The following is a 12,729-nucleotide window of genomic DNA, read 5'->3' as shown; positions in this document are numbered from 1 at the left end:
GAAATCGTCTTTTCGTGCTTACCTGTTTCGTATACTGGTAGCTGGTTTATTGGTGACAGGCTGCTCTCAGGATTAGACAATCCGATCTGACATGAGAGGGAGTATCGAAACAGAACTGGGTGCAGTGGAAAAGGTGACTGTCATGTCTACGGATGGGCAGGAAATTCCTCTACATATGCCTGTTTTTCTCAAAGAACTTGCCGAGCAAGGAAACGAACTGGAAGAATCGCCTGATTCGTTAAAACAAGAGGATGTGCGCTTTACACTGGTATTGTACAGAAAAAATCTAGCGCCGCTGGTTGTGTCGGTTGGTGAAAAAGCTAGTCAGTACGGGGATCGAACGTTTCGAGGCCCCGGAGCCATCCGTTTTTATGACTGGATACACCGCCAGACCGGCATCGGAATTATCTCGCAGGAGGTGAACAGTATTTTCCTCACTGCTGAGGATCTTTCCTCGACCAAATTATTGCTGGACTCTGAGCGGGACGCCGTAAAACAAATCCTTCGCGAAGCGGTTCCAGAACGTGAGCAAGGAAAAAGACAATATCCGCTGCATCCCTACTACCGGATGAGGATCCATTCAAACGAAAGAGCCATGGAAGTCACCGTTCTGACGCCGACTCTCATCTCGATCCCGTTTGGAAGAGAGACGCATATCTTCCATGTGGAGGGTTCTTTGTTTTCGCAATTGACTTCTTTGTTGCCTCCAAGGGAGAAAGCCGAAGATTCGTTGGAGAAGCTGTTCAAAGCGACGAAGCTGCGAGTCGAAGCGACAGGGACGGAGCAGATGGAGAACAAAGAAATCGACCTGACAGCTACTACCATCAAGCAGGGGATGGCTCACGAAATCGTGCGTTCGATCAAAGGCGCTACTTCGTTGCCAGAAGCTCCTTCCCAGCCAGGCAAGCCTCGCCTTGTCTTGCATTTTGTCACCGGAGATTCGACACGTTCCGTCATTTTTTATCCACAATACTTTCAAGTAGAAAAGTCGTGGTTTTCTCATAATCAGGCTGACCAGTATATTCTGAAACTCCTTGATTCGTCTGGAAAATGAGGAATGGACTCATGAATAAGAACTTTATTGGTGAGGATAAATGAGAAACATATTACTACCACTTTTGCAAGTTTTGTCGTAGAATAGAACTGTTGCACTGATAGTGGAGGATTTGACTGGGACAGATTTTTTATAGTCCCGTCAAAATACCTGCCGATCTTTATCTGCCATAGGAGGATGGAGAATGAACATTCATGAGTATCAAGGTAAAGAGATACTTAAACAGTACGGTGTAAAAGTCCCTGAAGGCCGCGTTGCCTTTACAGTGGAAGAGGCAGTGGAAGCTGCCAAAGCACTCGGTACTCAAGTCAATGTAGTAAAAGCTCAGATTCATGCAGGTGGACGCGGTAAAGCAGGCGGCGTAAAAGTTGCGAAAAATCTTGACGAGGTGCGTACATACGCCCAAGAAATTCTGGGTAAAGTGCTCGTCACCCACCAAACAGGACCAGAAGGTAAAGAAGTAAAACGCCTTCTGATCGAACAAGGCTGCGACATCAAAAAGGAATACTACGTTGGTGTCGTCGTTGACCGTGCAACAGGCAGCGTCGTCATGATGGCTTCTGAAGAGGGCGGTACAGAGATTGAAGAAGTAGCTGAACGCACTCCAGAAAAAATCTTCAAAGAAGTAATCGACCCGGTAACTGGTCTGAATGCTTTCCAAGCGCGCAGACTGGCTTATGCGATCAATATTCCGAAAGAGCTGATCAACAAAGCAGCGAAGTTCATGATGAGCCTCTACCAAGCTTTCGTTGAAAAAGATTGCTCTATTGCAGAAATTAACCCACTCGTTGTAACTGGCGACGGTGAAGTAATGGCATTGGATGCCAAACTGAACTTCGACAGCAACGCGCTCTATCGTCACCCTGACATCGTAGCGCTGCGCGACCTGGATGAAGAAGACGAGAAGGAAATCGAAGCTTCCAAATTTGACCTGGCATACATCGCGCTCGATGGCAACATCGGTTGCATGGTAAACGGCGCAGGTCTGGCGATGGCTACAATGGACATCGTGAAATTCTACGGTGGCGACCCAGCTAACTTCCTTGACGTTGGTGGCGGAGCTACTGAAGAAAAAGTTACTGAGGCTTTCAAAATCATTCTTCGCGATGAAAAAGTAAAAGGTATTTTTGTCAACATCTTCGGCGGCATCATGAAATGTGACGTCATTGCAAATGGCGTTGTGAATGCAGCGAAACAAATCAAATTGGACAAACCACTGGTTGTTCGCCTCGAAGGCACCAACGTGGAACTCGGAAAGAAAATTCTCAACGAGTCTGGTTTGAACATCGTAGCTGCTGAATCCATGGCTGATGGCGCTGAGAAAATCGTATCTTTGGTGAAGTAAACAAGTCGATCAGATACGTTAAAAAAGGTGGGAAAAATACGCGATGAGTATTCTCGTTAATAAACATACAAAAGTGATTACACAAGGGATCACCGGTGCTACTGGTTTGTTCCACACTCGCGGTGCTGTTGAATACGGTACGCAAATGGTGGGCGGTGTAACACCTGGTAAAGGTGGCACAGAAGTAGACGGTATTCCGATTTTCAATACCGTAGCGGAAGCAGTAGAAAAAACAGGCGCGAATGCATCTGTTATCTACGTAGCTCCTCCTTTCGCAGCAGATGCGATCATGGAAGCAGTTGACGCTGAGCTGGACCTCGTAATCTGTATCACAGAGGGTATCCCAGTCCTCGACATGGTGAAAGTAAAACGCTACATGGAAGGCAAGAAAACCAAACTGATTGGTCCTAACTGCCCAGGCGTTATCACACCAGGCGAGTGCAAAATCGGTATCATGCCAGGCTACATCCATACTCCAGGTAAAGTGGGTATCGTATCCCGCTCTGGTACCCTGACTTATGAAGCGGTTCACCAAACCTCTACTCGCGGCATCGGTCAATCCACTGCAGTAGGTATCGGTGGGGACCCTGTAAAAGGGATGGAGTTCATCGATGTTCTGAAAATGTTCAACGAAGACCCAGACACAGAAGCAGTTATCATGATTGGTGAAATCGGTGGTACTGCAGAAGAGGAAGCAGCTGACTGGATCGCAGCCAACATGAAGAAGCCAGTAGTAGGCTTCATCGGCGGTCAAACAGCGCCTCCAGGAAAACGCATGGGCCATGCTGGTGCGATCATTTCCGGCGGAAAAGGTACAGCTGCTGAGAAAATCGCGAAGCTGGAATCTTGCGGTGTTCGCGTAGCAAAAACACCTGCTGCCATCGGTGAAACGCTGGTAGAAGTGTTGAAAGAGCGCGGCATGCTGGATAAAGTAATGTCGAAATAAGTCGACCAACATATGAGTAAAGGCGGACTTGCTATGCAGGTCCGTCTTTACTTTTTTTGAACACCTCCTTTGTCTTTCGCTACAATGTGCTGGAGTACAATGACGTCAAGAAATCCAGTCATTGACGAAGGAGAGATGGATGATGAACGATCTGACCACCCGGGAGCGGGACATACTCTATTTCCTGATCATGATTCCGGGGCTTGGCCGCAAGCGAATCCGTGCTATCTATGAAACCTACGGATCGTATGCAGCGGCCTTGGAGGATTGGGAAGATCTATTTCACCTGTTGAAAATAAAGGACACAACTCTTCCGCCGAATGTCAAAAAGTCACCGATGGAGGTCGTGAAGCAGCTCGCTTGTGAACGTGAAGAGAGGGAGATCCGCTTCCTGGCTTGTACCGATCCTGGTTACCCAGAGCGTTTGCGGCAGATTCCGGATCCGCCTCTTGCCCTTTTTTACCGAGGAGACCCTACTTTGCTCCTGGAGGAAAAAACGATTGGGGTAGTAGGATCACGCAAGCCGTCACCTTATGGTCGTGCCGTATGCGCTACCCTGACGAAAGAATTGGTGCATGCAGGGCTTACGATCGTCTCGGGCCTTGCCTATGGAATCGATGGGGAAGCGCATGACACAGCTTTAAAAAACGGAGGCAGAACGATCGGAGTCATGGGCTGCGGGATCGATCAGGTCTATCCGGCAGGGCATAGGAAACTGTACCAAAAAATGGAGTTGACGGAACTGCTCATCTCTGAATACCCTCCAGGCACTCGGGCGATTCCAGGGCTATTTCCGGAGCGCAACCGAATTATCAGTGGATTGAGTGCCGGCGTACTAATCGTGGAGGCGGCGGAGCGAAGCGGTTCATTAATCACGGCCGATTGTGCGCTTGAGCAAGGAAAGGATGTGTTTGCAGTCCCGGGACCGATTTTTTCAGCGTTGAGTGCCGGTCCGCATAACCTGCTGAAGCAAGGTGCCAAGCTCGTGACAAAAGTCAGTGACATCCTGGAAGAGTGGGAGCATATTTTATCCTCGTTCGGAGCAGATAATAATATAGAAAGAACACGAATCTTGTCGATGTCAGAGGAAGAGATGATTGTATACCGAAAGCTTTCAGAAGAAGGCATTCACACCGATGAGTTGCTGCAGGCAGTTCCCGCATCCCAAAGAGGAATGCTGCATCAGACACTTCTGGTATTAGAAGCGAAAGGGCATATTGCCTGTCTCCCAGGTGGGTATTATGCCCGTCGATAGGTCCCCATTGTCAATCTGATGCGCCATTTGCGCGTTCAAGTGTTTGACAAATCTAATTAGCATCATTAATAATAGGGGAGATTCCTTACTAAAAGGGGAGGAAAAAAATGGCTGACACGCTCGTAATCGTAGAATCCCCTGCGAAAGCGAAAACCATCGGGAAATACCTTGGCAGCAAATATATTGTAAAAGCATCAATGGGCCATGTGCGAGACCTTCCTAAAAGCCAAACGGGAGTGGACGTGACACGGTCTTTCGAACCGAAATACATAACCATTCGCGGCAAAGGTGACGTATTAAAGAGCCTGAAGGACGCTGCAAAAAAGGTGAAAAAAGTCTATCTGGCGGCTGACCCGGATCGCGAAGGGGAAGCAATTGCCTGGCATCTGGCGCAATACCTGGGCTTGGATATGAGTCAGCCGTTGCGCGTCGTCTTCAACGAGATTACCAAGGATGCCATCAAAGAGGCGTTCAAGCATCCGCGCCACATCAACATGGACCTGGTCAATGCCCAGCAGGCACGGCGTATTCTGGATCGGCTTGTCGGATACAACATCAGTCCGATCCTTTGGAAAAAAGTACGAAAAGGCTTGAGCGCGGGGCGCGTTCAATCAGTGACTGTAAAGTTAATCATCGATCGTGAACGCGAGATCCAGCAGTTCGTTCCGGAAGAATACTGGACAATCGCAAGCAAGCTGTTGAGCAACGGCAAAGAATTTGAGGCTAAGTTTTATGGATATGGGGAAGAGAAGGTAGAGCTTTCCTCTGAAGATGATGTGAAGCAGGTCTTCGAGAAAATCAAAGACCAGCCCTTTACTGTGAAAAAGGTGACCAAGCGGGAGCGCAAACGCAACCCGGCAGCCCCATTCATCACCAGTTCATTGCAGCAGGAAGCAGCCCGCAAATTGAACTTCCGTACGGCCAAGACCATGCGAATCGCGCAAGAGCTGTACGAAGGGATCGATGTCGGAGGCAAGGAAGGCGCAGTCGGTTTGATTACGTATATGCGTACCGATTCGACACGCATCTCCGAGACTGCGCAAAAGGAAGCGAAAGACTACATACTCGAAAAGTATGGCCAAGACTACATCTTGACCGAACCTCGCGTCCAAGCCAAGAAAGAAAATGCTCAGGATGCCCACGAAGCGATTCGTCCGACATCTGTGAGTCGTACACCGGATGAAATCAAACAATTTCTTTCGCGTGACCAGCTTCGCTTGTATCGCTTGATCTGGGAGCGTTTCCTCGCCAGTCAAATGGCTTCTGCCGTATTGGACACGATGAGCGTTGATATTGAGGCGGGAGGAGTGATCTTCCGGGCTACGGGATCCAAGGTGAAATTCCCGGGCTTTATGAAAGTATATATTGAAGGAAATGATGATGGCACGGAAGAGGAGAGCTTCCTGCCGCCGATCGAGGAAGGCCAGATTCTGGAATCACGTGAATTGGAACCGAATCAGCACTTCACTCAACCACCGCCGCGCTATTCGGAGGCTCGACTCGTCAAGACTCTGGAGGAACTAGGAATCGGACGCCCTTCCACGTATGCGCCAACGCTAGAAACCGTTCAAAAACGCGGCTATGTCGCACTGGAAGAGAAGCGATTTGTCCCTACCGAACTTGGCGAAATCATTATTACACTGATGGAAGAGTTCTTCCCGGAAATCCTCGACGTTGAATTCACGGCAAAAATGGAATCAGGTCTGGATGCGGTGGAGGAAGGGATCACGGACTGGGTAAAGGTTCTGGATTCGTTCTATCATGATTTTGCCAAGCGAGTCGCTTACGCTGAGGAAGAGATGAAGGAAGTCGAAATCAAAGATGAAGAGTCGGACGAGAACTGCGAGCTCTGCGGCAGTGTGATGGTCTACAAGCTTGGCCGATTTGGAAAGTTTTTGGCATGCTCGGGATTCCCGGATTGCAGGAACACGAAGGCAATCGTCAAAGAAATTGGCGTAAAGTGCCCGAACTGTGAAACTGGATCCATTATCGAACGTAAATCTAAGAAGAGCAGAATTTTCTATGGATGCAATCGTTATCCGGAATGTGATTTCGTTTCTTGGGACAAACCAATTGCTCGTCCTTGTCCAAAATGCTCGCATATGCTCGTCGAGAAGAAACGTAAAAAACAGGGTGTCAGCATCGTATGCACGAATTGTGACTATCAGGAGGAAGCAGACTCCTGATGTGATTTTCAATAGGCTTGGAGGATGGACAGCATGACACAAGCAGCGATTACCGTCGTCGGAGCCGGCTTGGCTGGGAGTGAAGCCGCTTGGCAGATCGCCCAGGCCGGGGTTCCGGTTCGATTATATGAAATGAGACCAAAGACGCAGACGCCTGCGCATCATACAGACAAGTTTGCGGAATTGGTATGCAGCAACTCCTTGCGTGCCAATGCACTGACCAATGCGGTCGGAGTATTAAAGGAAGAAATGCGTCGATTCAATTCTGTGATAATCGGTGCAGCTGATCGCTGTGCGGTCCCGGCAGGCGGAGCATTGGCGGTGGATCGGCACGAGTTTGCGGAATACGTGACGAATGCCGTCCGCAATCATCCCCTGATCGAAGTAATGACAGAAGAGATCACCCGCATTCCTGACGGCATTGTCGTGATCGCGACAGGCCCTCTCACTTCTCCGGCATTATCGGAGGAGTTGAAGCGCCTGACAGGTGAAGATTATCTGTACTTCTACGACGCCGCAGCTCCGATTATTGAAAAAGAATCGATTGATATGAGCAAGGTATTCATGGCTTCCCGCTATGACAAGGGTGAGGCTGCTTACCTGAATTGCCCGATGACGGAAGAGGAGTTCAATCGTTTTTATGACGAGTTGATCGCGGCGGAGGCAGTTCCGCTGAAGGAGTTTGAAAAAGAGATCTTCTTTGAAGGCTGCATGCCCATCGAAGTCATGGCCAAACGAGGACGCCAAACCATGCTGTTCGGTCCAATGAAGCCAGTCGGATTGACCGATCCGCATACCGGCAAGAAACCGTACGCTGTTGTCCAGCTTCGACAGGACAATGGTGCTGCGACGCTTTATAATATCGTTGGCTTTCAAACTCACCTGAAATGGCCGGAGCAAAAGCGAGTCTTCTCCCTGATCCCCGGTTTAGAGAACTGTGAGATCGTCCGCTACGGGGTCATGCACCGCAATACCTTCATCAACTCTCCGAAGCTGTTGAAGCCGACCTACCAATATAAAGATCGCGATACCTTGTTCTTTGCCGGTCAAATGACAGGCGTGGAAGGATATGTGGAGTCGGCCGCGTCCGGCCTCCTGGCTGGGATGAACGCTGCCAGACTGGCCAAGGGTGAGGAGCTGTTAGTCCTTCCACCGGAGACGATCATGGGCAGTATGGCGAAGTATATCACCTCTGCAGATCCGAACCATTTTCAACCGATGAATGCCAATTTTGGTCTGGTTCCAGAGTGGCCGGAGCGAATTCGGAACAAACGGGAGAAAAACGAAAAACTTGCTGAGCGGGCGCTAGATACAATTCAGAATTTTACACAATAACGACACAATTTGCATTGAAATCTGATTTTCCACTGTGTTACTATATAGGTGCTTCGAGGAGGGTGCATCCCATATGGACACTTCGCCGCAATATCAAGCTGAGATTTTGATGTTTACTCGCTATTTGCGAATCGAAAAAAACGCCTCTCCTCATACGGTGAAGCAATACGTGGCAGATATCCGAGAATTTGTCGCTTTTATGGAACAGCACCAAATCACTGCATTTGCTGCTGTTTCTTATTTGCATGGTCGCTCCTTCCTGGCACACTTGGCAAAAAAGGGGCTTTCCCGTCGCAGTATTGCCCGCAAGCTTTCCAGTTTGCGCAGCCTTTGTCGTTTTTTAATGCGTGAAGGTCAGTTGGAACAGAATCCATTTCAAATGGTCTCGACTCCTAAAATGGAGAAGAAACTCCCTTCCTTTTTGTATCCGCAAGAAGTGCAGGCGTTTTTTGACCTTCCCGACATGACTACTCCATTGGGAATTCGTGATCGACTGATTTTTGAACTGCTTTATGCAAGCGGCATGCGCGTGTCTGAATTGGTCATGCTAACGATACAGGATGTCAATCCATCTATGGGAGTCGCCCTCGTATACGGAAAGGGCGCAAAAGAACGATATGTTCCAATCGGAAGTTATGCTTGTGACATTCTTCGGCAATACCTAGAATATGGAAGAGATAAGCTGATGGCGGGCAAGGAAGACCACGGCAGACTGATCGTGAACTACCGGGGAGAGCCGTTATCGGATCGAAGTGTTCGCCGGATCGTGGACAAATATGTCGAGACTTATGCGCTTCATCTGCGTGTATCACCGCATACATTTCGTCACACATTTGCGACCCATATGCTGAACGGAGGCGCCGATCTTCGCGTTGTTCAGGAATTGTTGGGGCACGTCAATATTTCGACGACACAGGTATACACACATGTGACAAAGGAGCGGCTTCGTCATGTATACGACACTGCTCATCCGCGCGCATCGATGCGTAATTCCGGTTCCACCAATACGTAATCGGAAGGAAGCCGATATTATGGAACAGTTTCATGCCACAACTATTTTTGCCGTACATCACAATGGGTCAGTCGCGATGGCAGGGGATGGTCAGGTTACCTTTGGCCAAAGCACAGTCATGAAGCACGGAGCAAAAAAAGTAAGACGTCTCTACCGAGGCGAAGTTCTTGCTGGTTTTGCCGGATCAGTTGCAGATGCGATCACTCTCTTTGAAAAGTTTGAAGGGAAGCTGGAAGAGTACCATGGCAATCTGCAGCGGGCAGCGGTCGAACTGACAAAGGAATGGCGAATGGATAAGGTCCTCCGCCGGCTCGAAGCGATGATGATCGTAGTCAACAAAGAACATATCCTTTTGCTGTCAGGAAATGGCGAAATCATCGAACCGGATGATGGGATCTTGGCGATTGGTTCCGGAGGCAGCTTTGCGCTGGCTGCAGGTCGCGCTTTGAAGAAATATGCCCCGCATCTGAGTGCCCGCGAAATTGCAGAAGCGTCATTGCATACGGCAGCCGATATTTGCGTCTTTACGAACCATAATCTAGTAGTGGATGAGTTGAACTGATCAAAAGGGAGGTTTATCCGTGCGAAATGATGAGCAGTTAACCCCGCGAAAGGTCGTCGAACATCTGGACAAATACATCGTCGGACAGGCGCAAGCGAAGAAGGCGATTGCCGTAGCCCTTCGTAATCGCTATCGCAGAAGCAAGCTGCCGGAGCAGATGAAAGACGATGTCGTGCCCAAAAATATTCTCATGATCGGGCCGACAGGGGTAGGGAAAACAGAGATCGCTCGCAGGATTGCCAAGCTGACGGGAGCTCCCTTTATCAAGGTGGAAGCGACCAAATTTACAGAAGTGGGCTATGTCGGCCGAGATGTGGAGTCCATGGTGCGCGACCTTGTTGAAGCCTCCATTCGCACAGTGAAGCAGGAAAAGATGGATGAAGTAAAGGAAAAGGCGGAAAAGGTCGCGAATGAAGCAATCGTAGATGTTCTGGTTCCTTCACGCAAGCAGCAAAACTCCTTTAAAAATCCACTTGAAATGTTTTTCGGCGGACAACAGCAGCAGCAACAAAACAATCCAGATCCAGATGAAGCGTCTGTGCAGCAGCAAAAAAGACAGGTTGCTTGGCAGCTGGCCAACGGACAACTGGAGGACCAGGTCATCGAGATCGATGTAGAGGACCAGTCACCCACGATGTTCGACATGTTTCAGGTTCCGGGCAGCGAACAAATGGGTATGCAAATGCAGGATATGCTCGGCAACCTTTTGCCCAAACGGACGAAGAAACGAAAATTGCGAATTAAAGATGCCCGAAAGGTATTAATTCAGCAGGAAGCGCAAAAACTGGTGGATATGGATGAAGTTACGCAGGAATCCATTCGCCGTGCTGAGAACCATGGAATCATTTTCATAGACGAGATCGACAAAATCGCGGGAAAAGACGGGCGCGGCCCGGATGTTTCCAGAGAAGGTGTACAACGCGACATTTTGCCGATTGTGGAAGGCTCGACGATCATGACCAAGTATGGTCCGGTCAAAACGGATTACGTGCTGTTCATCGCAGCAGGAGCTTTTCATATTGCCAAACCGTCTGATTTGATTCCGGAGCTCCAAGGCCGTTTCCCTATCCGTGTAGAATTGACCAGCTTGCTCGTCGAAGATTTCGTCAGAATTTTGACGGAGCCCAAAAACGCTTTGCTCAAGCAGTATACGGCGTTATTGGAAACAGAAGGGGTACGAGTCGAATTTACACCGGAAGCGATCCTGGAAATCGCGCGCATGGCTGCGGAAGTCAACCAATCGACCGATAACATCGGTGCCAGGAGATTGCACACGATCCTGGAAAAGCTGCTTGAAGACCTTTCCTTTGAAGCGCCGGACATCCATCTTGAGGTTGTCCAAATCACGCCAGATTACGTTCAACAGAAATTGGGAACGATTGCTGGAAATAAAGATTTAAGCCAATATATCTTGTAATAGCACGCTGGGCAGCGATGATCTGCCCATGGGAGGAAAAATACCAATGGATCTTTTATCAAAAACAAGAAGAATTAACCGCATGCTGCAGAAATCTGCAGGTCATGCCGTGAACTTCAATGAAATGGCACAAGTATTAAGCGATGTCATTGAAGCCAACACATTTGTCGTAAGCAGAAAAGGCAAACTGCTTGGTTTTGCCATCCACCAGGAAATGAACAATGCGCGTATGCGCAAAATGCTGGAGGAGCGCCGTTTCCCTGAATCGTACAGCCAAGGTCTGTTGAAGGTTGAAGAGACCTCAGCAAACCTGGACGTCGACAGCCCTTACACGATTTTCCCGGAAGAGATGAAAGAAGTATTCCGTACCGGTTGGACCACTCTCGTACCGATTATCGGTGGAGGGGATCGTTTGGGTACCTTGATCTTGGGTAGAATCAATGAACAATTTGTGGACGATGACATGATTCTCGCAGAGGTTGGCGCGACTGTAGTAGGAATGGAGATCCTGCGTGAGCGTTCGGAAGCAATTGAAGAAGAAGCTCGCAGCAAAGCTGTTGTGCAAATGGCGATCGGATCACTTTCTTACAGTGAGCTCGAAGCTGTTGAACACATTTTTGAAGAGTTGGAAGGCAAAGAAGGCTTGCTCGTAGCATCCAAAATTGCAGACCGTGTCGGAATCACACGTTCCGTAATCGTCAATGCGTTGCGCAAGCTGGAGAGTGCAGGCGTGATTGAATCCCGTTCACTGGGAATGAAAGGTACTTTTATCAAAGTACTGAATGAAAAACTATTGCCTGAACTGGAGAAATTGAAAAGCTCGTAATAATGGAGCTTAAAAAAGGAACGTAACGTACCATATGGACGTGGCAGCTACGGCTGCCCCGTCTTTTTTACTGGGTAATTAGTCCTATTCAATAAAATGTGATTACCTAAAAAATACCAATTTTCATAGTTTTTACAGGGTAAATTAACCTGTGAAAATCTGACAGTTGCACGAAACATTCTACAAATAAAGCATTTATGATAAGCGTTCACCCTGATTAGTCCCATTGAATCATTTTGTGAAAGAACAAGAAATAGGGGCTTTTTGAATATTAGCGATTTTGCTATGATGATTACGTAATAATGTCGAAAATAGAGGAATTATTGGTGCATTTGTGGAATTTGCACAAACAAAATCAAATTATGGGGGGAGAAGCTTTGCTGAATAGCAATCATTTGCAGATCTTGGAACGATCACTGGATGCTGCAACACTGAGACATCGAACCATCGCAAATAATGTTGCGAACATAGATACCCCTCAATACAAAAGCAAACAAGTCGTGTTTGAAGAATTCTTGCAGCAAGAATTGACCGGGATTCAAGGAACACGGAAGCTGGAAGCGTATCGTACAGATGCGCGGCATATTCCATTTTCGAAAAACGGGTTGGGTGTAACGCCGCAAATCATTTCCAACCCTGATCAGACCGTGCAGAATAATGGGAATGATGTCGATATGGAATCCGAGATGAATCAATTGGCAAGAAACACGATTTGGTACAACGGTTTGACCCAGCTGACAGCCGGATCATTCCAAAAACTGAAAAATGTGATTCAAGGTGGGGGGAAATAG

Annotated in this window: 11 protein-coding genes; all 11 read left to right on the top strand. The window is 48.3% G+C overall.

What is annotated here, in order from left to right:
* The first annotated feature begins 142 nt into the window (after nt 1-142).
* On the top strand, nt 143-1,054 hold the full coding sequence (locus T458_RS42510; RefSeq protein WP_252989835.1) for a hypothetical protein: 912 nt from the start codon (nt 143-145) through the stop codon (nt 1,052-1,054).
* A 184-nt stretch (nt 1,055-1,238) separates the two neighbouring features.
* Nucleotides 1,239-2,399, top strand: a complete 1,161-nt coding sequence (gene sucC, locus T458_RS42505; RefSeq protein ID WP_023557172.1) for an ADP-forming succinate--CoA ligase subunit beta — start codon at nt 1,239-1,241, stop codon at nt 2,397-2,399.
* Between the two features lie 43 nt (nt 2,400-2,442).
* On the top strand, nt 2,443-3,345 hold the full coding sequence (gene sucD, locus T458_RS42500) for a succinate--CoA ligase subunit alpha (RefSeq protein WP_023557171.1): 903 nt from the start codon (nt 2,443-2,445) through the stop codon (nt 3,343-3,345).
* A gap of 139 nt (nt 3,346-3,484) precedes the next feature.
* Nucleotides 3,485-4,600 carry a DNA-processing protein DprA gene (gene dprA, locus T458_RS42495; RefSeq protein ID WP_252989834.1) on the top strand — a complete coding sequence of 372 codons (1,116 nt, stop codon included), beginning with the start codon at nt 3,485-3,487 and terminating at the stop codon, nt 4,598-4,600.
* Nucleotides 4,601-4,707: 107 nt separating this feature from the next.
* Complete coding sequence (gene topA, locus T458_RS42490; RefSeq protein WP_023557169.1) at nt 4,708-6,786, top strand: type I DNA topoisomerase; 2,079 nt, start codon at nt 4,708-4,710, stop codon at nt 6,784-6,786.
* Nucleotides 6,787-6,819: 33 nt separating this feature from the next.
* Entirely contained in the window at nt 6,820-8,121 is a 1,302-nt protein-coding gene (trmFO, locus tag T458_RS42485) for an FADH(2)-oxidizing methylenetetrahydrofolate--tRNA-(uracil(54)-C(5))-methyltransferase TrmFO (protein ID WP_023557168.1), read from the top strand.
* A gap of 73 nt (nt 8,122-8,194) precedes the next feature.
* Nucleotides 8,195-9,133, top strand: a complete 939-nt coding sequence (gene xerC / locus T458_RS42480) for a tyrosine recombinase XerC (protein ID WP_023557167.1) — start codon at nt 8,195-8,197, stop codon at nt 9,131-9,133.
* Between the two features lie 19 nt (nt 9,134-9,152).
* Complete coding sequence (hslV, locus tag T458_RS42475) at nt 9,153-9,695, top strand: ATP-dependent protease subunit HslV (protein ID WP_023557166.1); 543 nt, start codon at nt 9,153-9,155, stop codon at nt 9,693-9,695.
* Between the two features lie 19 nt (nt 9,696-9,714).
* Nucleotides 9,715-11,112, top strand: a complete 1,398-nt coding sequence (gene hslU / locus T458_RS42470) for an ATP-dependent protease ATPase subunit HslU (RefSeq protein ID WP_023557165.1) — start codon at nt 9,715-9,717, stop codon at nt 11,110-11,112.
* A gap of 46 nt (nt 11,113-11,158) precedes the next feature.
* Nucleotides 11,159-11,938 (top strand): GTP-sensing pleiotropic transcriptional regulator CodY, encoded by a 780-nt coding sequence (codY, locus tag T458_RS42465; protein WP_023557164.1) that lies wholly within the window; start codon nt 11,159-11,161, stop codon nt 11,936-11,938.
* 377 nt (nt 11,939-12,315) lie between these two features.
* Complete coding sequence (gene flgB / locus T458_RS42460) at nt 12,316-12,729, top strand: flagellar basal body rod protein FlgB (RefSeq protein WP_031305830.1); 414 nt, start codon at nt 12,316-12,318, stop codon at nt 12,727-12,729.

Origin of the sequence: Brevibacillus panacihumi W25, assembly GCF_000503775.1 — a bacterium.
Lineage (GTDB): Bacteria > Bacillota > Bacilli > Brevibacillales > Brevibacillaceae > Brevibacillus > Brevibacillus panacihumi_A.
This window is presented reverse-complemented; position numbering and strand designations above follow the sequence as displayed.